22 protein-coding genes and 1 pseudogene are annotated in these 25,170 nt (G+C 39.9%); 13 read left to right on the forward strand and 10 right to left on the reverse strand.

All coding sequences use genetic code 11. The features are described from left to right. Positions 1-130: pseudogene (locus H5118_RS12405) on the forward strand (elongation factor Tu); the annotation flags it as partial. 245 nt (positions 131-375) lie between these two features. On the opposite strand, the gene H5118_RS12410 reads toward H5118_RS12405, so the two are convergent. The 5 genes from H5118_RS12410 to H5118_RS12430 all read right to left on the reverse strand — a co-directional run bounded on the left by H5118_RS12410 (position 376) and on the right by H5118_RS12430 (position 5,959). After that, complete coding sequence (locus H5118_RS12410) at positions 376-1,572, reverse strand: dipeptidase (protein ID WP_154903728.1); 1,197 nt, start codon at positions 1,570-1,572, stop codon at positions 376-378. 64 nt (positions 1,573-1,636) lie between these two features. Continuing rightward, complete coding sequence (locus H5118_RS12415) at positions 1,637-1,891, reverse strand: YheU family protein (RefSeq protein WP_004335925.1); 255 nt, start codon at positions 1,889-1,891, stop codon at positions 1,637-1,639. A 2-nt stretch (positions 1,892-1,893) separates the two neighbouring features. After that, the gene (locus tag H5118_RS12420; RefSeq protein WP_024606596.1) at positions 1,894-2,880 is read right to left on the reverse strand and encodes a hydrolase; all 987 of its coding nucleotides are present in this window, start codon (positions 2,878-2,880) and stop codon (positions 1,894-1,896) included. 750 nt (positions 2,881-3,630) lie between these two features. Further along, entirely contained in the window at positions 3,631-4,053 is a 423-nt protein-coding gene (locus tag H5118_RS12425; protein ID WP_182748997.1) for a TIGR02444 family protein, read from the reverse strand. After that, on the reverse strand, positions 4,037-5,959 hold the full coding sequence (locus H5118_RS12430; RefSeq protein WP_182748999.1) for an ATP-binding cassette domain-containing protein: 1,923 nt from the start codon (positions 5,957-5,959) through the stop codon (positions 4,037-4,039). Before H5118_RS12430 ends, H5118_RS12425 begins: the two co-directional genes overlap by 17 nt. 132 nt (positions 5,960-6,091) lie before the next feature. Here H5118_RS12430 and H5118_RS12435 point away from each other — a divergent pair, with 132 nt between their 5' ends. After that, entirely contained in the window at positions 6,092-6,295 is a 204-nt protein-coding gene (locus H5118_RS12435) for a YheV family putative zinc ribbon protein (RefSeq protein WP_007378899.1), read from the forward strand. Between the two features lie 33 nt (positions 6,296-6,328). Here the strand turns inward: H5118_RS12435 and H5118_RS12440 are convergent, their stop codons facing one another. Together H5118_RS12440 and H5118_RS12445 are read right to left on the reverse strand one after the other, a co-directional pair. After that, the gene (locus H5118_RS12440) at positions 6,329-6,544 is read right to left on the reverse strand and encodes a SlyX family protein (RefSeq protein ID WP_004335946.1); all 216 of its coding nucleotides are present in this window, start codon (positions 6,542-6,544) and stop codon (positions 6,329-6,331) included. Continuing rightward, a complete protein-coding gene (locus tag H5118_RS12445) occupies positions 6,531-7,529 on the reverse strand; it encodes a WD40 repeat domain-containing protein (protein ID WP_182749001.1) in 999 nt (332 codons plus the stop codon). Before H5118_RS12445 ends, H5118_RS12440 begins: the two co-directional genes overlap by 14 nt. A 215-nt stretch (positions 7,530-7,744) precedes the next feature. Between H5118_RS12445 and fkpA the strand changes: the two genes are divergently transcribed. Continuing rightward, complete coding sequence (gene fkpA / locus H5118_RS12450; RefSeq protein WP_182696587.1) at positions 7,745-8,491, forward strand: FKBP-type peptidyl-prolyl cis-trans isomerase; 747 nt, start codon at positions 7,745-7,747, stop codon at positions 8,489-8,491. A 65-nt stretch (positions 8,492-8,556) separates the two neighbouring features. On the opposite strand, the gene rsd is transcribed toward fkpA, so the two are convergent. Then, positions 8,557-9,027: a sigma D regulator gene (rsd, locus tag H5118_RS12455; RefSeq protein ID WP_138489928.1), complete on the reverse strand. Its 471-nt coding sequence runs from the start codon at positions 9,025-9,027 to the stop codon at positions 8,557-8,559. 530 nt (positions 9,028-9,557) lie between these two features. Here rsd and hemE point away from each other — a divergent pair. Further along, positions 9,558-10,622 carry a uroporphyrinogen decarboxylase gene (gene hemE / locus H5118_RS12460; protein WP_002961084.1) on the forward strand — a complete coding sequence of 355 codons (1,065 nt, stop codon included), beginning with the start codon at positions 9,558-9,560 and terminating at the stop codon, positions 10,620-10,622. 95 nt (positions 10,623-10,717) lie between these two features. Here the strand turns inward: hemE and sthA are convergent, their stop codons facing one another. Further along, complete coding sequence (gene sthA / locus H5118_RS12465; protein ID WP_182749003.1) at positions 10,718-12,148, reverse strand: Si-specific NAD(P)(+) transhydrogenase; 1,431 nt, start codon at positions 12,146-12,148, stop codon at positions 10,718-10,720. 13 nt (positions 12,149-12,161) lie between these two features. Then, positions 12,162-13,295: a fatty acid desaturase gene (locus H5118_RS12470; protein WP_033021447.1), complete on the reverse strand. Its 1,134-nt coding sequence runs from the start codon at positions 13,293-13,295 to the stop codon at positions 12,162-12,164. Between the two features lie 126 nt (positions 13,296-13,421). Between H5118_RS12470 and fabR the strand changes: the two genes are divergently transcribed. The 9 genes from fabR (at position 13,422) to H5118_RS12515 (ending at position 24,827) form a co-directional block, all read left to right on the forward strand. Then, positions 13,422-14,045 carry an HTH-type transcriptional repressor FabR gene (gene fabR / locus H5118_RS12475; RefSeq protein ID WP_007582233.1) on the forward strand — a complete coding sequence of 208 codons (624 nt, stop codon included), beginning with the start codon at positions 13,422-13,424 and terminating at the stop codon, positions 14,043-14,045. A gap of 147 nt (positions 14,046-14,192) precedes the next feature. Further along, the gene (locus tag H5118_RS12480; RefSeq protein WP_310736100.1) at positions 14,193-15,362 is read left to right on the forward strand and encodes a hypothetical protein; all 1,170 of its coding nucleotides are present in this window, start codon (positions 14,193-14,195) and stop codon (positions 15,360-15,362) included. A 9-nt stretch (positions 15,363-15,371) separates the two neighbouring features. Continuing rightward, positions 15,372-16,028, forward strand: a complete 657-nt coding sequence (locus H5118_RS12485) for a peptidoglycan-binding protein (RefSeq protein ID WP_182749006.1) — start codon at positions 15,372-15,374, stop codon at positions 16,026-16,028. Position 16,029: 1 nt separating this feature from the next. Beyond that, the gene (locus H5118_RS12490) at positions 16,030-16,416 is read left to right on the forward strand and encodes a hypothetical protein (protein WP_182749008.1); all 387 of its coding nucleotides are present in this window, start codon (positions 16,030-16,032) and stop codon (positions 16,414-16,416) included. Between the two features lie 73 nt (positions 16,417-16,489). Next, positions 16,490-17,623 (forward strand): hypothetical protein, encoded by a 1,134-nt coding sequence (locus H5118_RS12495; protein ID WP_182749010.1) that lies wholly within the window; start codon positions 16,490-16,492, stop codon positions 17,621-17,623. Beyond that, positions 17,620-17,919, forward strand: a complete 300-nt coding sequence (locus H5118_RS12500) for a hypothetical protein (RefSeq protein ID WP_182749012.1) — start codon at positions 17,620-17,622, stop codon at positions 17,917-17,919. Before H5118_RS12495 ends, H5118_RS12500 begins: the two co-directional genes overlap by 4 nt. Beyond that, positions 17,919-19,040 (forward strand): hypothetical protein, encoded by a 1,122-nt coding sequence (locus H5118_RS12505; RefSeq protein WP_182749014.1) that lies wholly within the window; start codon positions 17,919-17,921, stop codon positions 19,038-19,040. The genes H5118_RS12500 and H5118_RS12505 overlap by 1 nt, the downstream gene beginning before the upstream one ends. Next, the gene (locus H5118_RS12510) at positions 19,037-23,692 is read left to right on the forward strand and encodes an OmpA family protein (protein ID WP_182749015.1); all 4,656 of its coding nucleotides are present in this window, start codon (positions 19,037-19,039) and stop codon (positions 23,690-23,692) included. Before H5118_RS12505 ends, H5118_RS12510 begins: the two co-directional genes overlap by 4 nt. Positions 23,693-23,759: 67 nt before the next feature. Further along, on the forward strand, positions 23,760-24,827 hold the full coding sequence (locus H5118_RS12515; RefSeq protein WP_182749016.1) for a hypothetical protein: 1,068 nt from the start codon (positions 23,760-23,762) through the stop codon (positions 24,825-24,827). Positions 24,828-25,170 lie beyond the last annotated feature (343 nt).

Below are 25,170 nucleotides of genomic sequence, written 5' to 3' on the forward strand. Positions count from 1 at the left end.
GCCTGGTGATAACATCAAGATGACAGTAACTCTAATCGCACCAATCGCGATGGATGAAGGTCTTCGTTTTGCTATCCGTGAAGGTGGTCGTACTGTAGGTGCTGGTGTTGTAGCAACTATCGTAGAGTAATAATTAACTTTAAAGTTAATTGTTAGAAAAAGGTCACTCAGGTGGCCTTTTTTAATGCCTGAGGAAAAGTGATTTGCTCCTAGGTATAGAATTATTGCCGAGCTTGGGTTGAGTTTTACGAAACCCGAGGGGAAAATAGTACCGAAGATAACTATGCTGTTAAATATAAAAAAGCACGGCTAGGCCGCGCTTATATTGAGTTAGCTCTTGGTCTTTTAGCCAATTACTAATATATGATAAAAGCTTTAGTGTTTCTTCGCATACTCTTGCGCTTGTTTTAAAACTCTTAATAAATTGCCACTTAAAATCTTTTTAATATCTTTGTCGCTGTAATCTCTATCCATTAAACCTTGGACAAGATTTGGGTAGCTAGATACATCTTTTAAGCCGATAGGTAATGAGTCGCCAACTCCATCATAATCAGAGCCAATACCTACATAATCAATACCAATTAGCTCAACTACGTGATCAATATGGTCAAGTACTTGCTCAAGACTTGCAAATGGATACGGATTTTTAGCACGGTACGCAGCATCAAAATCTTTACTTAACTTAGTGCCTTCTTTTTTAGCTGACTCTTTTGTACTTTTTAATTGCTTGCCCCAACTACCTGCTTTAGCGGTAACAAAGCTTGATCCAAAGTTGATTTGAATAACGCCGCCATTTTCTTTCAGCGCTAATAGCATATCGTCATTCATATTACGCTCAAAGCCAGGCGTGTATTTACGAAGTGATGAATGAGAGGCAATTACTGGTGTTTTAGAAAGCTCCATAACCTGATAAAACGCATCATCAGAAATATGCGATACGTCAATTAGCATGCCTATATTATTCATTTCAGTGACAAGCTTTTTACCAAATGGGCTTAAGCCTTTCCATTTACGGCGTATATCGTAAGACGAATCCGAAATATGGTTGCTTTGCGAGTGCGCTAGCGTGATGTAACGAATGCCACGGTCGTAAAAGTGCTGAAGGTTTTTCATATCACCTTCGATTGGAGAGCCATTTTCCATACCCATGGCTATAGACAGCTTACCTTGTTTAAATTGCTCTTCAATATCAGTACTTGAGCTCGCAATAGCAAACTTATCGGGTGCGCGCTGGACTATGGCTTCCATACTATCAATCATTTGATTGGCTAGCTGGTAGCTTTTTCCTTTACCTTCAAATTCCAAATGCGCAGGAATATAAATCGACATAAATGGGGCGTTTAAACCGCCTTTTACAGCGCGAGGATAGTCAAAATCGCCATCACTAGTTGCTTTGGTTACATCAACCCAGCTTTCGTGAATTCGATAAGGTACGTCAATATGGGTATCAATTAAAATGGTATCTTTAGCGAGTTTAATTGCCTTATCAGATGCTGTTATTGTTTGTTCTGCTTGGGCTTGACTAGTTAAAGCTAGTGATATGGCTACCACTAGAGTGCTGAGTTTTATCATGTTTTGGCTCTTTGGGTAAAAAGCCATTGTGTACGTTCAATTCAAAAGTTACAAGTACTACGCCCTAATCAAACGACTGTGCTTGATGCTCTTCACTTTGCAGCGCTTTAAACTCACCTTTTGAAATTATAGTTACAGACTCGTGTAATTCTGAGAAAAACACCATCGCTTCGCCATTTTTAAGCTGCAGCTTTACTTGGCTTACTTTAGATTCGATGCTTGCCTCTACTTCACCATAATCGGTACCTTCGCGTAATACGTAGCTTTCGATTAAGTTATAAAGAGTGTCTTGATCGAGTTGTTCAAAAGGGATAATCATTACTACTTATTACTCGCTTTATTTGATACGTGCTGGCTAAAATAATGAGGGACGGCTTTTTCTAACCAAAATATAGGTTTAAACGGATTTTTACCGCTAATAAAACCAACATGCCCGCCCTTGTCAGAGATGCGCAGCGTAACATGCTCACTTACGTCTTGCCTACTCGGTACGGCTTTAATTGAGAGCATAGGGTCGTCTTTGGAATGAATAATAAGTGTGGGCACAGCGATATCTTTCAAATACGGCATAGCACTGGCTTTACGGTAGTAATCGTGTGCGTTTTCAAAACCGTGTAGAGGGGCTGTTAACTGATTATCAAACTCTAATAAATCGTCAATTTTCATTAACTGTTTTGGCGTTAATGAAATTTGTTGCTTAATTTGTGGCAGCTTTCGCTGCATTGATTTTTTCATCCGATCGAGCAGATATTTTTGGTAAATTTTACCTAAGCTTTTACGAATAACATCGCTCGATGACGATAAATCATAAGGAGCAGATACCACCGCAGCTGCACTTAATGGGCATTTTTCGCGTTCTTCACCTAAGTATTTGGCAAGTACGTTACCGCCCAATGAAAAACCAACAGCGACCATAGTGCGCTTAGGAAATTGCAGCTTTAAGTGATTTATAAAAAAAGCTAAATCGGCGGTGTCACCGCTGTGATAAGCACGTGGTAGGCGATTTACTTCGGTTGAGCAATTTCTAAAGTGCATAAGCACAACTGCATAACCTTGTTTTTTTAATGCCTTCATCATGCCTTTGGCATAAAAGCTATTTATATTGCCCTCAAGGCCATGTAAAACAACAGCAAGTGGTGCGGTTTCATTATGTGGAAGTGACCATGCAAGCTCAATAAAGTCACCATCAGGTGTATCAAGTTGCTCAAGTTCGTAGGACGTATTGTGAAATGGGCGGAAAAAACGCGGCATTATGGTCTGAACGTGACGATTGGTCATCCACCATGCTGGTTTGAACTGAGAGATCATGTTTGTACTACGCACTTTGTATTAAACGAAAAGCTAGTGTATCAAATTTTTCGCTTCAGAAAATAAAAAGCGCCTAACTAGTAAACTAATAAGGCGCTTTAGTGCGTCGTGCTTAATTTTGTTCGGGAATTTCTGCATCATGTATTTTTTTCAAAAAGAAAAAAGCAAAAAAGATACACAAAGAAACAACGATGGTTAAAAACCCAAAAGACATAAATAAAACTGGATCTGTAAAAAAGTCTCTAAAGAATACGTTCATGAGTTGCTCCCCTCGTTGTTGATGGGTTAATCATAAGCGGTGTTTGCAGGTCGCAACGTGATCGAGATCAAGTTATTTTTCTAAGCAGGTGTAGGAGTGAAGCTAAGTTGATTTAGATCATGTTTTAAGGGTTGGTAAGTTATTACCACTGAGAGCTAAGAGAGTTTTCTCTTAAAATAGTAAGCTGATCGTAACTCATTTTTTTTCACTTTATCTAAAAGCGTAGCGCTTTAAACTTTTTTGAGTAAGCCACTTAAAGATTTTTTGCACAAAGAGAAAAGAATGAGAAGTAAATGCGGGGAGATCAATGAACTACTTGAGCTGTACTAGCTCAGACTTGATCTGACAGTTACCCATTTTCACCTGGGTAATTTAGTTTGTTTTCCTCTAAAAGCGAAGCGCCTCTTAACCTCTTTGTGAGTAATTACTTGAAGTTTTTTTGCACAAAGAAAAGAGTATAAAAAGTGGAGGAGGCTACAAAAACTAACACCCTAAGTGGCTTTCACATATAGCTCAATGTTGTTTGGCTCTGAAAGTTTGACTAATTCAAGCTCATTTACCGTTTCAATCAACATATGTTGCTGTTGTTTTTCAAGCTTCAGCTCAGCGCTTAGCAACTCTGCACGTATTGTGGCGTAATCACTTATCGCATTCTGGTTAGCTTTTAAATAGCTACGAGCGGCGCGCAGAGGTTGTAATGCGCGAGTATCAAAGTCACTAACTACTTGCGTTAACTCGTTTAGCTGTTGGGTATTAACACTTAAATTTAATGAGTCTAAATAAAGCAGTAATAAGCATAAATTAACATTTTTTCCTTGCTGGTTTTGTAGTGCCAGCAAGGTTGTTTGTTGCTCTGGCTTTGCGTACAAAGTGCACGCAAATTGCCAAAAATGGTCGCTATTGAGCAAGTTCATCGGCGAATGCCTGCTCTTTTTCTTCCATTTCTTCAAGTGCCATAAGTAACTCTTCTTCAACGTCGTTAAGTTTAGGCGTAAGGGTTGCTTGCTTGGCTAATAACTCTTTAAGCTTGGCTTTGTTGTCGTCGTTGTAGAGTTCGTTATCACCTAAGGTCACTTCAACTTCACTTAACTCGGCGGTGAATTTATCGAGTTGCTTTTCAAGCTTTTCAATTTGCTTTTTAAGTGGTTGAGTGGCCTTTCTAAACTCAGCCTCTAGGCGTTTTTGCTCTTTACGGTTAACACCTGGATTTGCTTTAGGCTCGTCGCTTTGCTGCGCTTTAACCGCTTCTTTATTGGCATTGAGTAACCACTGGTAATACGCATCTAAGTCGTAACCAAACTGGGTTACTTTGCCGTCATCTACTAAGTAAAACTCATCGGCGGTATTTTTAAGCATGTGGCGGTCGTGTGATACGGTAACCATAGCGCCTTCAAAGCCTTGCAGTGCCATAACAAGTGCATGGCGCATTTCTAAATCAAGGTGGTTAGTTGGCTCATCGAGTAGTAATAAGTTTGGCTTTTGATATACCAACATGGCAAGTACTAAACGTGCTTTTTCGCCGCCCGAAAAAGGGGCTACAGGCTCAAGTGCTTTATCGCCAATAAAGGCGAAACCACCTAAAAAGTCACGTAGTGATTGCTCAGTGGCTTTTGGGTCGAGGCGTTGTAAGTGCATTATTGCACTGGCTTTTAAATCAAGAGATTCAAGTTGATGCTGCGCAAAGTAACCAATATTTAATCCGTGATGCTGAACAACTTCGCCCGCTTGCGGCTCTAAATCACCAGAAAGCAGTTTAATTAACGTTGATTTACCTGCGCCATTTCGACCAAGTAAAGCAATTCGGCTACCTGGTACAAGGTTTAGCTCTATATTATTTAAAATGGTGACGTCACCATAACCCGCTTTGGCTTTATCTATTGTCATTAGTGGGTTTGGTAATGTTTTTGGCTCTGCAAACTCAAAGTTAAATGGCGAGTCGGCATGTGCCGGCGCTAGTTTTTCCATGCGTTCAAGTGCTTTCACACGGCTTTGTGCTTGTTTAGCTTTACTGGCTTTTGCTTTAAAGCGCGTTATAAACTGCTCAAGGTGGGCAATTTGATCTTGTTGCTTATCAAACATTGCTTGTTGTTGTAGTAAGCGCTCTGCTTTTTGGCGCTCAAACTGCGAGTAGTTACCTTTGTACACGTTGATAAGTTGCTTATCTACATGCCAAATTTGATCAACCACCGCATCTAAAAACTCACGGTCATGCGATATAAGTACAAGGGTGCCGGTATAAGCACGCAAAAAGCGTTCAAGCCAATAAACGGCATCTAAATCAAGGTGGTTTGTTGGCTCATCGAGTAATAGTAAATCGGCGTCGCGTATTAATGCTTGGGCAAGGTTTAAACGCATACGCCAACCACCCGAAAACGAGCTTACAGGATTTTCTATAAGGTTATTAGCAAAGCCTAAGCCGTGTAATAGCTCACCTGCGGTTGATTCAATGCTATAGCCTTTAATGTTTTCAAGCTGAATATGTACTTTAGCTTGTGTGTCGCCATCGTTGTTTTTCTCGGCCTCACGCAGTGCTATACGCATTGCGTAGTATTCTGGGTGGCCTTGAAGTACATAATCAATCGCGCTTATTTCAAGGGCAGGTGTCTCTTGCTTAACAGAGGCGATAGACCAATCTTTTGGAATGCTGCAGTTACCGGCATCTAGTTGTAGTTCTGATTTTAGTAAACCAAATAACGTTGATTTTCCACAGCCATTAGCGCCAACAAGGCCTACTTTGTGTTCTGGGAATAACGTAGCTGATGCGTTTTTTAATAAGGCTTTACCGCCACGAAGTAGTTCTATTTCTGAGATTTGGATCATGAATGCGTTACTTTGCTGTGCCCTTGTTAAGTTGGCGCTATCATAACATAGAACTTAATGCTCTTATCAAGCGTATCAACAAGTGAAGTTATACGATAAAATGACAACAGTTCAAACCACAGGAAAAATGTTGTGAGACAAAAGAAGCGATTTATTGCTGGAGCATCGTGCCCTGACTGCAAAGCCATGGATACTATGATGCTATACAGAGAACATGATGTTGAAAAAGTAGAGTGTGTTGAGTGTGGTCATAAAATGGCGCAACCCGATAACGCTGTTCAGGCGTCTACTCGCCAATTTGAACAAGTAATTGGTGTGTTTAAACCGGGCGACTAACCCGGTTTTTTTATTGCCTAATTTTTACCGGTTTTAGTAATGCGGTGGAGGTGGCTCAGGTACTTCAGACATCATAGACGATGATGACTGCGACTCTTTAATTTTCTCTGCTAGCAGCTCGGTTTGGCGTTTCATTTTTGCTAACAGCTGTTGGTGCACTTTTATTTCATCATTTAAGACTTCAATCGTTTCGTCTTGAAAAGCCACTTTGGCTTCAAGTTCCATTAAGCGATGTTCAATTGTGTTCATTATTCTCTCGTATAATAAATCGCTCTGCGATCCCGCTGGAGCTTTCGGTTAACAACGACTTACCGTTATCTGTAAATGTCACATCTAGCACCACCGCCGATTTAGGCTTACTGCCTTCGCGCGGGGTAACCTGCCAAGTTTGAATTTTTTCACCGCTTGGTATTTGCCACAAATCTACGCGCTTATTTGGCGAGCCGGTTGCAAGCAAAGTGCCTTGTTCGTTAAAACGCACAGCAGTAAAAATTTTCTGACGCGCAATATACTTCAGTTTACTCACAAGATCACCTGTAGTCAGCTTCCATACATTTGCTTGTGCCATACTATCGGCCGTAAACGCATAGCGACCTTGTGGATCGAGCGTCACTTGGGTAACACGCGTTGGGTGATTAAAACGATGAATTACTTGTCCTGTACGTGTATCCCAAAAGTAAGCAACATAATCGTTAGAACCACTTAAGGCAAAGCGTCCGTTAGGTGATAGGTCAACGGTGTTAACTTTATCTTGATGACCTAAAAACTCAATACGACGCCCAGTTTCTAGGTTTACAAATACGACAACGCCGTCGCTACGGCCGTATAAAACACTACGGCCTTGATTGCTAATAGCAATATCGCGAATACTGGCTTTTTGTATTTTGTAATAACCTTTATTTTTGCCTGTGGTTATATCCCACACAGCAAATGTGGTTTTTTCGGCGGTAACTGCCACGCTGTTATCAAAAGCAATGGCAACAGCGTACACTAGGCTGTCTTGTGACTGCTGCTGAAACCATTGGTATTTTAGCACTTGCTGTTGATTATCCCACAGGGCGACCCCATGGTTGATAGAGGAGATCAAACTGTATTTACCATCGTTTGAAACTGTTGATGAAAACGCACCTTGTGCAGCATGTTCGTAACTTGCTACAGCGTGTTGTTGATTATCGGTACAGGCGATGGCTAAAAAACAGCTAAATACGATTAAAAAAGTACGAAATATCGACATATTACAGGTATTTCCCCTTAACTCTTAGTGACTGAGAGGTTAGACTAGGACGCGTTAAATGCCTAGGTTGTTTGTCTAATCACTGGATATGTTTTTAGTTTAGCTAACAATATGGAATTTAGTCATTAAACAAGCAGCCTATCATGTGGGCCGTTAATCTTTCACTAGTAATAATACATTAAAATGACAACTGCAAAGTATGTCGGAGATTTAAAATGAAAAAGACGATTAGATTGTCATTGATTGCAGCGTCAGTTTTAGCGCTTACAGCTTGTAATCAAGAAGCAAAAAAAGAACAAGCTGAAGTTAAATTAGACACTGTAGAACAGCAACAAGCATACGGTATTGGTGCATCTGTAGGTAACTTTTTAAATAAAGACCTAGCAGACAAATCAGAAATTGGTATTGAACTAGACCAAGCACTTTTAATTCGTGGTTTTGAAGATGCGCTTGCTGGTAATGCAAAAATTGACGAAGAAAAAATTCGCGAAGTATTAACTGCACTAGATACATCAGTACGTACTAAGCAAGAAGAAAAAGCTAAAGTAGAGTCTGAAAAAAGTAAAGAAGCAGGCGCTAAATACCTAGCTGACAACGCTAAAAAAGAAGGCGTTACAGTAACTGAGTCGGGTCTACAGTACGAAGTACTTAGCGAAGGCGATGGCGAAAAGCCAGTGGCAACTGATGTAGTTAAAGTACACTACAAAGGGACTTTATTAGACGGTACTGAGTTTGATAGCTCATATGCGCGTAACGAACCGACAACTTTCCCTCTTAACCGCGTAATTGCGGGTTGGACTGAAGGTTTACAACTTATGTCAGTGGGTTCTAAGTACAAGTTCACTATTCCTTCAGAACTTGCTTACGGTGACCGTGACTTAGGTAAGATTCCAGCTAATTCAACACTTGTATTTGAAGTTGAATTACTTGAAATTCAAAATGAAGAAGCACCAGCACAATAATAAGCTTATTGTGTAAATGCAAAAAGGGACCTTAGGTCCCTTTTTTAATATGCGTAAGTAACGTATTAATTCGTGTGATTAGAAAACAAGTTATCAATAAGCTCATCTTCAAGTGCAAAACGAGCTTCTAATGCCTCACCAATAACAGATAAGTCATTATCAAAATCTTTCAATAAGTCTTCTTTATCTACTTCTGCGTACTTATCATTAAAATCTAACGCCACATCGGTTGTGCTAGAAATACGCGGGTAAATAGAGTTTGCAAGCTCTTGGCTTTGTAAGCCCTTTTTTTCGCATGCTTTTGCTATATCGTCATATACTTCAAAATGGCCTGCAGATAGGTAATCCATTAAAAGCTGGCAAAATGATTCAATTAGTTTTGGCTCTGGCAATGCTTGATCTTGCTTTTCGTATGGCGTAAAGCCTGCAATTTTGCAGTAAAGTACAATAAGTTCTTGGCGTTCGTTTAGCCATTTATCAATTACTGTGTGGCTACCACCCCATTTCTGTTGAGCTTTTTCTACACGCGTCAGCATAACTGTTCTCCTAGCTGGGTTGGTTTTTAATTTAAAATATAATAAGTTTATGTACATCAAGATATATTTAATTTGCGCGTATATCAACAAGTAAAGTTGAGCTACTTTGAGGGTTGTACCTTTTTATATAAACCGAGGCGAGGGATTTTATTTTAGGCAAGAAAAAACCACCAGTTACGGTGGTCTAATTTCTTTCAGTGACTTGTTATAACAAGCTTTCTTATTTTTATGAGATGATTTTTATTGTTATTATTTTAAAACATTTATTTTTATTGTTTTAAGATTTTTATTATTGTTTTTGTTAACGCGGGACAAACAATAACAAGGTTTTTGTAATGTTGCAAACATATTAATAAAAAGTTTTAAATGTTATTTATTTTTGTTTATTTTATAGTCAAAATGGATTAAAAAACTCTATTCTATTGATCTACCTCTAGGTAAAGCTGTTTTCGTCCCTAAGCAATAGAGGGTCGGAGAATATGGTGGTACAATCTTGCACAATTTATACAAGTCTTAGGATCATTTACGCCATGAGCGAATTAAAAAACGACCGTTATTTACGTGCACTTGCAAAACAACCTGTTGATGTAACTCCGGTATGGATGATGCGCCAAGCAGGACGCTATTTACCAGAGTATCGCGCTACACGTGCACAAGCGGGCGATTTTATGAGCCTGTGCCGTAATGCTGAGCTTGCATGTGAAGTAACACTGCAGCCACTTCGTCGCTACCCGTTAGATGCCGCTATATTATTTAGTGATATTTTAACGATTCCAGATGCGATGGGTTTAGGTCTTTACTTTGAAACTGGCGAAGGCCCTAAGTTCGAACGTCCTATTTCATCTCTTGCTGATGTTAAAAAAATTCCAAAGTTAGACCCTACAGACGAGCTTGGCTACGTAATGAATGCAGTAAGCACTATTCGTCGTGAGCTTAAAGGTGAAGTACCACTTATTGGTTTTTCTGGTTCACCTTGGACACTAGCAACTTATATGGTTGAAGGCGGTAGCAGCAAAGTATTTGGTAAAATCAAAAAAATGGCGTTTGCAGAGCCCCAAACACTTCATTTATTACTAGATAAGCTAGCTGATTCAGTTATTGATTACTTAAATGCTCAAATTAAAGCAGGCGCGCAATCGCTAATGGTATTTGACTCATGGGGTGGTGTATTAAGCCCGCGCGATTACAATGAGTTTTCATTACAATACATGCATAAAATTGTAGATGGCTTAATTCGTGAGTACGACGGTCGTAAAGTACCGGTTACTTTGTTCACTAAAAATGGTGGTCAATGGATTGAAGCTATTGCAGCAACAGGCTGTGATGCAATCGGTCTTGATTGGACTATTAATATCAGCGACGCTAAGCGCCGCGTGGGTGATAAAGTTGCTCTACAAGGTAATATGGACCCATCTATGTTACACGGTACACCAGAGCGTATTCGCCAAGAAGTCGGCACTATTTTAGAAGACTTTGGTACAGGCAATGGCCACGTGTTTAACTTAGGCCACGGCATTACACCAGATGTAGACCCTGAAAATGCTGGCGTATTTATTAATGCAGTACATGAGCTAAGTGCTAAGTACCATAAGTAATAGTCACTTAAACGAGCTTTAAAACTGTTTAAAAGTAAAAAACCCGCTAAGTTGCGGGTTTTTTGTTACCTATTTATAAAGGCTTTTAAAACTACTTATTTAAATAAGCGATTTAAGCCATTTAATGCCGCAACACGGTAGGCTTCAGCCATGGTCGGGTAGTTAAATGTGGTATTTACAAAGTAGTCGATATTATTGCCACCATTTTTTTGTTCCATAATAGCTTGGCCAATGTGAACAATTTCAGAGGCACGTTCGCCAAAACAATGTACGCCAAGTACTTCTTTGGTTTCGGTGTGGAATAATATTTTTAAACTACCTACTTCAGTACCAGCAATTTGCGCGCGAGCCAAATGCTTAAACTGAGCACGGCCTACTTCATACGGTACTTTAGCGGCTGTAAGCTCTTGCTCGGTTTTACCTACTGAGCTCATTTCTGGAATGGTATAAATACCAGCCGGAATATCAACAATCAGCCTGTCATCGCAGTTACCACATGCAATTGCATCAGCAGCTATACGACCTTGGTCAAACGCAGCACTAGCAAGGCTTGGGTAGCCAATTACATCACCTACAGCGTAAACGTTATCAACTTCTGTTTGATATGTTTCGTTAACTTTTAATTGGCCACGGCTATCGGCTTTTAAACCAATGGCTTCAAGGTTTAATGTATCTGTATTACCAGTACGGCCATTAGCAAATAAAATACAGTCAGCTTTTACGCGTTTGCCTGATTTTAAATGCATAATAACGCAGTCGTCACGGGTCTCTATTCGGTCAAACTCTTCGTTATGACGAATAACAATACCGCTGTTCCAAAAGTGATAGCTAAGCGCGTCAGATATTTCAGCATCCATAAAAGCAAGTAGTCGGTCGCGTGTATTAACTAAATCAACTTTAGCGCCTAAACCTTTAAATATAGAAGCATACTCACAACCAATTACACCAGCGCCGTATATAAGTACGCGGTGAGGGTCATGCTCAAGGCCAAGTATTGTGTCACTTTCGTAAATACGAGAATGCGTAAAATCGACTTCTGGTGGGCGATAAGGGCGTGAACCCGTTGCTATAACAATCGTTTTAGCCGTTAGTCGCTCGGTTGAGCCGTCATTTCTTTTTACTTCAATCGTGTGCTTATCTACAAAGCTCGCATCACCTTGAAACATATGAATGCGGTTACGGTCGTAAAAACTACTACGTAAATTAGATTGCTTAGAAATAACCGAACTGGCGTGACGTAAAATATCAGGAAAAGTTAAGCGGCTAGGGCGCTCACCAATATTAAATAACGGGTTTGCTTTGTATTCAATATAGCGGCTAACAGAGTGGCGAAGCGCTTTTGAAGGAATTGTTCCCCAATGTACACAACCGCCACCAACTGATTCTTGGCGTTCAATAACCGCTACTTTTTTATCGTTTTTTGAAAGGTTCATGGCGGTACCTTCACCGCCAGGACCCGTGCCAATAATTATTGCATCATATTGGTATGTCACGGGTACTTTTTTTTGTTCTGGTTGTTTGGCCACAGCCACTCCTAAATTAATTAAAAGAGGCTTTTAATAACCTCGCATTAAGTGCTAGCCATGCCTGTTTTTGATTTTCCCAGGCGGCTTCCAACTCATGGTATTGTGCCATTAATGCTGAGCGTTCACACTGCTTTGCCATGTTATTTTTTTTAACTTCTAACACTTGTTTTTGTAGTGAACAATAATTTTGCAGTTTTTTCAGCAGTAAATCGTACTCTTGTTGTAATAATGTAATCTTATCTTGTGCTAAAGGCAATTTTGCAAGACGCGTTTGCGTTTTGCTCATGAGCGTTTCGGCCTTCGCTTTTTCTATACGTTCAACAGGAGTACGCTTTAACTTATTGGCTAAACCAACAGCTGCTAAAGAGCGAATCATCCATTTTGTTGGATCGTAATGAAACCACTTAATACCGTTACGGTAGTCGCTTGCAAAAATATGGTGGAAGTTGTGATACCCCTCACCGTATGTAAATAACGCTAAAAAGCCGTTATCACGTGCCGTATTTTTTTCGGTGTATGGGCGAGAGCCCCAAATATGTGCAACTGAGTTTATAAAAAAGGTAAAGTGTTGACTCAGTACTAAGCGTAGTAAACCTGCAAGAATTAACATCCCCCACACATCACCAACCAATAAACCAAGTGCTAGAGGCAAGCCTACGTTCATAGCAATCACAAGCTTTAAGTAATGTTTGTGTTGCCACATAACTATTTTATTGCGCTGTAAATCACGACAATTACTATAATCACCGTAGCTATCGCCTTGGTAGTCACGTAACATCCATCCGATATGGCTATACCAAAAACCATTGGTCGCCGCGTAAGGGTCTTTTATTGGGTCGTCAACTTGACCGTGATGTATACGGTGATCGCTACTCCAATGCAATGCACTGTTTTGCAGCGCAAAAGCACCGCCAAGCGCAAAAATAAATTCAACTGCAGGGTGTGCGTTATAGGTTTTATGTGCCCATAATCGATGGTAGCCGGCAGTAATTGATAAGCCCGCATAAAACATGCAGGCTACAAAAGCAATCCAATGCGCGCTGGTAAATCCGTAGCTAATGGCGTACCAAGGTACAAGTGTGGCAGCCGCCAAAAAGGTTAGGCTAAAAAATAGGACGTTTGTCCAAATAATCGGTGGTTTATTCATAATTCTCAATCTCAGCGTACAACTGTAAGCTAAAATAGTATTTCAAACTCTCGTCGTCAAGTATTAGACTGTACAATTGAGCTAATATCACTAAATATTCATATAAAATAATTCAGGGAGCTGTTGATGTCGGGTGTTAGAGCACAACAGAAACAAAAAACACGACAGGCGTTAATTCAAGCGGCATTTAATCAGCTGAGTGCTGATCATAGTTTTTCGAATTTAAGTTTACGCGAAGTAGCACGAGAAGCTGGTATTGCCCCAACTTCTTTTTATCGTCATTTTAAAGACATGGATGAGCTAGGTTTAACCATGGTAGACGAAGCCGGTTTAACTCTTCGCCAACTTATGCGTCAAGCACGCAGACGAATAGCTAACGATGGCGGCAGTGTTATAAATACCTCAGTGGTTACTTTTATGGAGTTTATTGATAACTCAAGTAACCAATTTAGGTTGTTGCTGCGAGAACGCTCTGGGACTTCTAAAGCATTTAGAGCCGCTGTAGCCCGCGAGGTAAAACATTTTATTTTAGAGCTAGCTCATTATTTAGAAAGTGAAACTAAATGTAATGCTATGCATGCCTATATTCAGGCGGAATCTATGGTAACGCTCGTATTTAATGCGGGTGCAGAAGCGCTCGATATAGAAGGATTGCAACGCGACGAATTAATTGAGCGCGTTATTTGGCAGCTGCGTTATATTACTCGTGGAGCCGGGCATTACGTAAGAGAAAACACTGAACAAAGTTAGCAAATTTAAAAATTCATTGTAGATTTTTTGTGCCTATTTCTTTATATTAACGCACTATAATAACGGCATACCTTTTAGCCGTAACTAAATAATAAATAAGTCTCTTATTAAGAGAAAGCGAGGATGCAAATGCTCACCAAGGATCCGGTGAACTTAAATTACCCCCCACTATTTGAACAACCACATAATGAGCCTGAAAATTCAGAGCCTGTGGTTACATTCTCTTATTTAAGTCGTGCTCAGCTTTGCAAACTTCCTAAAGCGTTGCAAAGGCAACTGCAAGACAACCTATTTGGTGCGCTAGATAAACACCAAGCTGCGCGTTTACGCGACGATAATAAATGCCAGTATTGGGCTAAAGACAAAGAGTGGAAAAAAGTACCGTATTCTCTCTTTAAGCAAGCTACTACACGTTTGGCTGTTTACCCAAAACAAACTCAAGCACCAACAAAATACTCGGGTGCGGTTAATAATGGTTCAATTACATCATCGCAAACAGCGTTGCAAAACAATACTTTTATAAATAACACAGTAATGACGCCAAGCACTTCTGCATTTATAAACAGTCAATCAGCTGCGCAAAATAGTCCGCAATTTATAAACCAGCAAAGTTATAATCAAAAACCTAAAAAAGCAGCGCAACCTATACAACAGCATGCGCCCGCTGTACGTATTTATAAGCCAGAGCTAAACAGCACAATGCTACTAAAAGCATCGCACACTGTTAGGCAAAATTTTACAACCCACGTACTTAGCGCCGCCGAAACCGTAGAGCAACTCGCGCAGCAATATACCGGCTATAAAAATGCCAATTTAATTTACGATTACAACCTAGGTTATAGCGAGCGCAAACCCGCTAAAGCAGGCACAAGCTTAACAGTCCCCAGTGGTTGGAAACTCAATATAGAAGGCTCATGCAGTAACAGCCGCAGTGTAGTTATTCAGTGGCAAGGGCCAACAAGTGGGCAAATAACGCTACAACTAGAAAAAAAACGCCCCGACGAAGTCTCGTTTTGGCAGCACTACGCTGAAGTAAAACCAGGTATTTATAATGTTACGGTAACAGCCAGCGGCGCAACCGACACCACCACATTTACTGTTGAACAACCCACTTTAGCCTACGAAATAGAACTACTCGACGAAGCTGGCGAACCACAAGCTAATATGGGCTACAAAATACGCCTACGCAACGGCCACATTATTACCGGGCAACTTGATCAAAACGGTTATGCCAACGTATCAGGCCCCGACTTTGAAAATGCTAAAGTCAGCTTTTTTGAACTCGACAGCGAAGATTGGTCTGTAGGCAAAGTTTAAGGATACACAATGACCCAACAACACACCGTAGCCCAAGGTGAAACGCTATTGCGCATAGCAAAACAATACGGCTACCAAACATCTAAAGCGCTTTACAACCACCCAAGCAATGCAGAGTTTAAAGCCCTACGCCCCGATCCAAACTTAATTTACCCGGGCGATAAAATTACGATTCCGCCAAAAAAAGAAAAGTTTATTCCGCTGCGCACCAACAGCATTAATAGTTTTGTTGTACAAAACGAAAAAGAGTATTTTCGCCTGCAAATTATTCATGAAGATGGCGACGATATTACGGGTAAGCGCATCGTAATTACTATTGGTAGCCAAACAATAGACACTGTATTACCAAGCAATGGTTTAATAGAAGTTGAGTTAAACGAAAATGATTCACTCACTGGGCAGGTTGATTTATACCTCAAGGAAGATCAAAGCTCACCAAGTGAAAGTTTTACCGCACAAGTTGGTCATTTAGATCCCATCGATACACTTTCAGGTGTGCAAGCTCGCTGTAATTTATTAGGCTTTGACTGCGGTACAGTTGATGGAATTAACGGCTCAAAAACCAAAGCGGGAGTGAGTGATTTTCAATACGAGCATGATCTTGAAGTAGATGGAATTGCAGGGGCAAAAACCAAAGCAAAATTACAGCAAGTATTTGGGAGCTAAAATGAGTATTTCACAGTGTTCGCCCATGCAGATAAATAATATAAATAAAAAGTATATTACAGAGCCAAAAATCACCTTTGAATACCAGTTAAATTTAAGCAAATCGTCGAGCAAGCCTATAAACCCGCTCAATGAGAAAATTATTTTGGAACATGTCGAAAGCTGTTGGCGTCAAGAATGCCCTGTTGGAGAACGGCGTATTGTAAATACCGACTGGGTTCGTCTAACATTTAGAAAAATCCCTACAGAAGGTACTTTTAATTTAATACAAGATCCAGATGACGGGGCTGAGCCTTTTTATATCTTTGAACGAGTGCCTTATACACAGCTCAGTGGTCAAACACCGCAAGCAGAATTAATGCCAAGCATTAATATAGATGATGAATAAATTTATTATAAATAACATAGATTTATAAGAGAAATCCATTAATAAATTCACACTGCATATACTAGGATTACCTATGTCATTAATCTCAAAAAACACAGCCCGATTTAAACCGTTTTTAACGCCGCTGTTAACTAAGTCATTTTCACGCAGTGCAGTAATAATGTTACTAAGTGTCGCTACATTGCTATTAACTGGCTGTGGTGAGGAGCCTGCTCCACCTGCTAAACAAGCTGTTGAAGAACAGCCCAGCCGATTTAGTAAAGACAAATTGGCGTATCGTCATACATACCACCCTGAATGGCCTAAAGAGGTGCGCGACGAGGTGTATGGCGATGAAGAAACATTCTCAACCCCGCGTATTTTATTTAACGCGAAAGTCGAATGGATGAAAAAGAAAACGCTGTTTTCAGCCCGTATGGATGGCTCAGATAGGCGCCGCATTATCCCCGAAACTGCCTTTGAAGGTAGGGGGCTTATTGGTAGCCACACGCCAAAGCGCTCTCCTGATAACCGGTACATTGCTTTATCTATGGATACAACAGATCACGGTTTTACCCGCGAGCTGTGGGATACCAAAACCCAACAGTTTATTTTAATGAGTGAAGGTTATGGCCATGCCCATTTTAATTGGACTAAAGACAGTGAAAATGTGATTTTTTACGCCAGTGGTAAACATTATAACTACCACGTACCCACTAAAACACTTACTGAGCGGCCAATTATTTACTCTAATGGCTTGTTTTTATTGCCAGACGGTAAAACTTTTTTAGCCGATAAAAAAAATAAATACTGGTTACATGACTTTAATGGTGACGTGATTGAGAAGGTTGATTTAGGCTTTAACACCCAATTTACGATGCAGTATTTAAAAGTATCCCCTTTCGGCGATTATATTTCTTTTTTATCAGAGGGGCTTGGATACCCTAAATATTACTGGGTTAATTTATCAGACCCCAGTAAGCGCATTACAAAACCTTTCAAAACAGGGGGTTATTTTTTCTCAGATAAAAAAAATAAAGTGTTAAGTAAAGGGTTTAAAGATTCGACTGATTTAATGGGGAATGGTCAGTATTATATAGATGACTTTTTTTATGAATTTGATTTAAATACTCAGCAAACACGAGAAATACCAATTAAAGAAAGTAATATTTGGGGAATGGGGTCAATATATATTTTTGGCGTGTTTAATATCAAGGATGAACAATGACAGAGCAATTTTATACTGGGCAATCTAGTTTTCCTAAAGCGTATTTACTCGCTGGTTATGTTAATAAGGGGGAGCCAATCAGTAAGCTTACCCCGCTGTTTAACCGTGTGGTGGTGGCTGATAGTAATGAAGCCACACCAATACTATTAAGCAGTGATGAAGGCGCCGTGCTTGAGGCAGTTGATGGCAAGCAGTTGACAACACGCACACCGTTTCATGCTCATAAAACTACCCCATTCACGCTTCGCATTGTTGCCTCTACGACCAATTTACACCGTACAATCAAGGACTATTGATGTCATTAATCTCAGTAAAAAACTCACCAATAACGCCGCTGTTAACTAAGTCATTTTCACGCCGTGCAGTAATAATGTTACTAAGTGTCGCTACATTGCTATTAACTGGCTGTGGTGAGGAGCCTGCTCCACCTGCTAAACAAGCTGTTGAAGAGCAACCCAGTCGATTTAGTAAAGATAAAAGAGCATATCGGCATACATATCATCCTGAGTGGCCTAAAGAAGTGCGCGACGAGGTGTATGGCGATAAAGAAACGTTTTCAACTCCGCGGGTTTTATTTAGAGCTGAGATTGAGTGGATAGGTATAGAAACGTTGTTTTCAGCACGCATGGATGGCTCTGACAGGCGCAGGATTATTCCAGAAAGCGTATTTACGGGTAAGAATATGGTCGATGGTCATAAACCGGTGCGTTCGCCAGATAATCGGTATATCGCAATATCAATGTACAACAATGAACTTGGCTATACACGTGAGATTTGGGATGCCAAAACCCAGCAGTTTATTTTAATGAGCGAAGGCTATGGCTATGCCCATTTTAATTGGACTAAAGACAGTGAAAATGTAATTTTTTACGCCAGTGGTAAGCATTACAACTACCATGTGCCTACAAAAAAGCTCACTGAGCGGCCAATTATTTACTCTAATGGCTTGTATTTATTACCAGACGGCAAAACTTTTTTAGCCGATAAAAAAAATAAATATTGGTTACATGACTTTAATGGCGATGTGATAGAGAAGGTCGATTTAGGCTTTAATACTCAATTTACTATGAAGTATTTAAAAGTATCCCCCTTCGGTGATTATATTTATTTTGTATCAGAGGGACTTGGATACCCTAAAAATTACTGGATTAATTTATCAGATCCGAGTAAGCGCATTATACTACCAAGGAAAGCAGGGACGTTTTTTTTCTCAAATAAAAAAAATAAAGTGTTTAGTCCCGCATCAAGAGATTCGACAGAGCTAATGGGGAACGGCCGCCCATACCCTGATTATTACTTTATTGAATTGGATTTAATCACTAAGCAAGAAAAAGAAATACCGCTTAAAGAAAGTAATATTTGGGGCATGGGAACTTTGCGTATTTTTGGCGTGTTTAATATCAAGGATGAACAATGACAGAGCAATTTGATAAAGGGCAATCTAGTTTTCCTAAAGCGTATTTACTCACGGGTTATGTTAATGGGGGGGAGCCAATCAGTAAGCTCACTCCACTGTTTAACCGTGTGGTGGTGGCTGATAGCAATGAAGCCACACCAATACTATTAAGTAGTGATGAAGGTGCGGTGTTAGAAACTGTTGATGACAAACAGTTAACAACACGCACACCGTTTCATGCCCATAAAACCCGACCTATTATTGTGCCGCCAGTTGATGCGATAAGCTTGTTAAGTGCAAGCCAAGGTGATAAGTGGTTTGATGCATTTAAAACTCAACTAGAAAGCTATAAGGGTAAAACTAATAACCTTAGCTATCAACAGATTGCAGTTGCAGATTTAAAACGCCCCGACACTAATAATAAAGATAAAATCTACAGCGATTGGTATAACGACCACATTATTAAGAGCAAGGTAACCCATATTTATGGTTATGTTATACCTAAAACACGGGCATTATTACTTAATGTTAATCAATCAATTCCGCTAGCAGATGATGTTAACGTTGAAATTATCAAAGGAACGAACGCGCCAATAGAAGGTAAGTTTAAAAAAGTTGATGGTTCTACAGTTTACACCGCTGTAATTAATCATAATGATCAAAAGCTGAGTGCTGGTTTATATAAGATACGCGTTAAATTAGATAAACTTGAATTAGACGAACAAAATACCCGTTGGAGCCAAAACGCTCTGAGCTATGATAACAGTGGCACCCCTTATTACGAAATCAGTGAAATGTTGCATTTTGATATTCAAAACGAGGCCGGTGAGTTTGATATTATTAACTGCGACCCAATTTCTGTTGAAGAGTCATTGATTAAGCAGTTTCCGAGTTATTACACCCACTTAATTAACTTTGCAAAAAACACGGCCTCTGCTCCTGCGGCTTTTGATCCTAATGAGCCAAAAAAAGGCTTGCCTGAATATGGCTCGCCCGATGCCAAAATGCCGAATAGCAAACCCACGGCAATTGCCAGTGGCTTTTTAGATTACTGTACAAATTGGGAGTTAACTAAAACCCGCGCCAGCCTTGCTGCGGGCTTTTTAGTTGCCGACATGCAGCAATATGTTGATGCCGATGGCGTACACCATGATAACCGAGGGAAATTTGCCAAGTTAGTTGCTAAAACGCTGCATACCCACTTTCAAACAAACCAAGACCCTGCAGTATCGGCAATGCTTGATGCTACCTTTGCACTTGATAGCGGTGTTGATGCGTGGGCTAAAATGAGGGAGGCGTTAATTAACCCCAGTGACCTGACAACAAGCGATGCATTAAGCAAATACTTCTTACCTTTTAGTTTAGCTAACGGTGGTTTAACTGATAATCAGGAACGGCAATTCAATAATACCTTCGGTGATACGTTAGGTGTGCCTGCGCGCGTACTCAACGTATTAGATAAGTCTATCAATACCGTTGATTTAGCTGTAAGTATTAGCGCGTTTAGTGAGGCGACCATATCGTACTTTGGTAAGGCGAAAAACACTTTAAACACTAGTGTTAATCATTATAAAAGAGTAGCTGATGATTATTTTGCCCGTTTAAGCGAGCGCGAAGTAAGCCACGATGTAGTTATTCAAAGCCAGTTTGAACTTGATAGTGACGTTGTGAGTGAGCAGTACCAAAATGAAATAATATCGCGTAGCCAAATTATTGTTGAAGGGCTGCTCGCAAACCCTGATGCAATGGTTGATATTTCGGGGTATACCTGTGATATCGGAGGCGTTGAATATAATAAAAAACTGTCTTTAAGGCGCGCTGAGGCTGTTAAAACTATTTTAGCTGAGCAGATGATTAGCCGCGGTATGGATCATAACCAAGTTGAATCTCGCATGCGGGTATATGGGTACGGCATGCTTGAGAACTTGGTTGATAACGACTCAGAAAGCCAACGCAAAATTAACCGGCGGGTAAGCCTTAAGGCTTATATTGTCAGTAGCCTTGCTGTAAGTGCTTCTCGTGAGGGGCTGAATAATTTAGAACGTTACCGTAGCTTAAGTGTTGAGAAAAAAATCGCACGCTCAAAAGAGGGCGACAAAGCATTAATGGCCGCACTTGACACTGCGCTTGCTGTATTAAGTGTAATACCTCATACCGCGCTTGTGGCACGTTCAATTGGGCTTGCTAAAGCGGTGGTAGGCGCAGCGCCTGTTGTTACTCGTGGCGTTGCTGCCTTAGCTGATGAAGTAATGACAGATAATATATGCAAACAATATTTAGCAGTTGATGATAGGCAAAAACAGCAAAGCGAACGAAGCAGCGCTAATCAAGCATTAATGCGTGATTTAGTAACAGAAATGAACAGTAACCATACTATTGCTAATAGCACTTTATGGGCGGCGCAATACAGAGTGCGAGCCGAAGCCATCGCGGGATTGGTTGGTTTACTACTAAGAGCGCAAGTGTATGCAAGCAGCAAAGACGATTACATTAACAATGCAAAAAAATTAGAGATTCAGGCCTATATTGAAAACTTTTTACTCGGCGATGAGTGGGCGTATCCATTAATAGATAACGCTGTAATAAAAATGGATACCTTTTGGGTTAACTTAGTTGAAAACGTTAATAACATGAAAAGCACTGGTGCCGCTGAGCAGGAATATCAATTAACCTACGGTGTAAACCAAGACTTTAAATTAACCGCCGCAAGTAATCGTAAAACGTTATACGAAAACCACGTACAAGTAATGGATGATAAAAGAGCAACATCAAGTTTGATAGGCATGGTTAGCCCTGCGCTTGGGTTTTATATGATGTCTAAAGCGCCAGTGTCTTCATTGCAAGGTTATTTACAAACACAGTATCAAAAGTATTTTCCGATTCATACTTTAGGCACCAATGAGCTTGACAACTTTATTGATACTTTTGACCCCTTAATGATGCAATACGGTGAGGCAAACTATCATTGTAGTGTGATGTATTACCAAGATATTAATACTAAAAAATGGCATTTAATGAGTGATTTAGGGGATGAGTCAATTACACCATTTACACCGGTTAGAGTACTGGTGGTGTTTGATGAAAAAATGGCCCATATAGCACCACTCACATTTGAAGTGGAGCGTATAGATGGCTGGGATGTGACCAGCATTAAGTATTCAGAGCTTGCACGTGCGTTGACCAAAGATGAGCTGTTTATAGGTCAAGACGGTTTTGATGAATCGCGCTATATAGGGATGGTTGGGTGTGTATTTCAGCCATTTTATCAACTTGGGCCTAAAACGTATTTAGGCATAAAGCCAACCGCACACCAAGGAGCTTTTTTATTACCCGGGATTAATAGCGCAGATGACTATGCTGACTCTGGTCGTCTAAATAATATGCGCTATAGAATCACGTGCCAGGTGGCTGGCACTAAGAGTGAAGATTTACCGCTTAAACAAACACCTGCACAAGGCCCTGTTGAGTTTGATGGGGTATTTAGTTTTATTGAAGATGACTTTTTAGTGAGTGTTGATAAAGAAAAACACAGCTCGCTGTTAATTAAAGACTATCTAACGAGCTATGATTCAAGCTTTGCCTACCCTGAGTTATTTGATGGTGAGAAAACCGTTACTATGGCAATTAGAATTGGGGGCGAAGGCGCGCCATTTATCTCATTAGCGAATTTAAACAACGAGTATTTAGAGGGACCTTATAAAAAAACTATTAATGAAGAGCTCTATAAGCGCGAGCTTTGGGCAAGTGAAAATAAAAACAACCTTACCATCACTCGCCACGGTAATAGCCTTAAAATTAAAAAATATGATTGGGATACTGAAATAGAAGTGTTTGTCGTGGTAACCGCTGATAAGTTACTTGAAGATAATTACAGCAAAGATTTAATTAACCTAAACCCTAATACTATTCCTTGCTCTTTGAGTATGGCGGGTATTTCGTCGGGTTGGCTCAAAGACAGTGAGTTGCAAGGGCCTACTTATCCCAGTAATTTAATTAATATTGGTGAAATTGAGCGTTCTTTAACAGGTGGTTTTAACAGAGGCAAAATACGTGGTAATCACTATAAACTAACAAGACGACGTAAAGTTAAAGAGCAATTTCAACTTCGCGATTTTATCTCATTTTTAAAAGATGATTCTCCAGAGGTACTCTCGTTGTTTAATTGGCATAACAAAAAAGCTGAGTTAGATAAGCAAGGCCAAACTGAGAAAAAGCATTTGTATGTCGCACGTTTTAAACTGGATTATAAAACCCCTAAAGGTAATACCGTAAAAGGTATTCGCCCTTTCGGTAACGTGGATATAAACGCTAATGGCTCGGTTGATGAATCACCTAAACTATGTTTTAAAGAATTTAGAACGGCTGGTAATTCAGGAATAAGCGTTGCCGACTTTAGTACTGTTGATGGTTTGTTTTTAGACGATACATACAGCCATGGCTTTGGTCTAGAGGTGGAGTTACCGAAATCGATAACCAGCAACGTGCCATGGTCTAAAGCCATGAAGAGTAAACGCTATAACAAACTCGAGCCCCACTTGAGTGATTATCAAAAAGACTTTTATAGCTCCAATGACATGACTGTTGATGAAGTTAAAGAGTGGTTTGAAACACATTCAAACAGCTTAGATGAGGCGCGTATAGAGGCAATCAATGTACGCAAAATAAGTGATTAGCCACAATATACAAAAAAAGCCCATTAATTTGGGCTTTTTTATTGAGTTTTTTAAAAAGGATATTTAAATGTTTTCGCCAAAAAGGCACTGTGTTTTTATATTAGTTTTCAGTTTAATTGTGTTTTTAACTGGTTGCTCAGAGCCCTCATCGCAAAGTACAACAAACACAACAGCCGTTGATGTTGCTAAATACCCATGGGCTAAAGAGCATAAAAACCACCCTGAGTGGCCACTAGAAATACGCGAAGAGGTGTATGGCGATGCAGATACATTTTCAACCCCGCGGTTAATGTTTTGGAATAAATATAAAGGCAGTGATGTGCGCACACTGTGGTCATCACGGTTAGATGGCTCAGACAGGCGCCGCATAATTCCAGAAGAGGTATTTATAGAGTTCAGACCTGTTGGGCTGCATAAGGTAGCTCGCTCACCAGATAGCCGTTATATCGCTATTTCGGGCTATATAAATGACCGAGCGACTCGTCAGTTATACGACACCAAAGAAAAAAAACTCATTACCATGTCAGGTGGAGGAGGACATCCTTCATTTAATTGGACCTCAGATAGCGATAATGTGATTTTTTATGCAGATGGTAAACATTACAATTACAACGTATCCACAGCCACACTTACACAGCGCAAAATAATTTATTCAGATGAGCTGTTTTTACTCCCGGACGATAAAGAATTTTTAGCCATAAAGCACGATGGCTTTTGGATACATAAGTTTAATGGTGAAGTAGTACGCAAAGTTAATTTTGGTTTTCCACGTCCGTGGGAGATGAGAAATCACCGAATTTCACCCGATGGTAAGTATTTAGCATTTATGACGCATGGTAGAGATGATTTTCACTTCCACTGGGTGAATATTGCAAACCCTGAAATAGAGCACTCAGAAAAAGGGGAGGGAAATGGTGTTATTTTCTCTCCAGAAGAAGATTACCTATTAGAGTATACAATAAAACATTCAAAAGAGCGTGATGAAAAAGGTTTCTATCTTTCAGAGCGCGTCATAAAAACAAAAAACATTGTGACAGATGAGCAGTTAGAGACGTTAATAAAAGAAAAATATATATGGGGTATGAGATCTTTAACTCCTATCGCTATTACAAACTTAGTAGCTCAAGAAAGGTAGTATTGATTATGCACGATATTAGCAAAGGAAGTGCCAGCCCTGTGGTGTATCTACTAACTGGTTATATTGAAAATAATAAACCGATTCCATCGATGTGAAGGTAGGTTCAATATGGCTCAAATCATTTCGGCCCTTCGGCCATAAAGTGAGTAATGGCACTTTTTAATCATTAAACATGTGATTACTTTATAAACTCAAATAAAAGTGACAAAACTTATCTAATCGGGGATCACTTTAAAGCCGATTTAATTATGGTGACAAGAAACGTGTTTGGTATTTTTAATCTTGTTATTTAAGTTTTATTGGTTTTTATTTTCTTTATGGTTGTGTTTTAAAGGTGTTT

Source organism: Pseudoalteromonas sp. SR41-1, assembly GCF_014164015.1.
Lineage (GTDB): Bacteria > Pseudomonadota > Gammaproteobacteria > Enterobacterales > Alteromonadaceae > Pseudoalteromonas > Pseudoalteromonas distincta.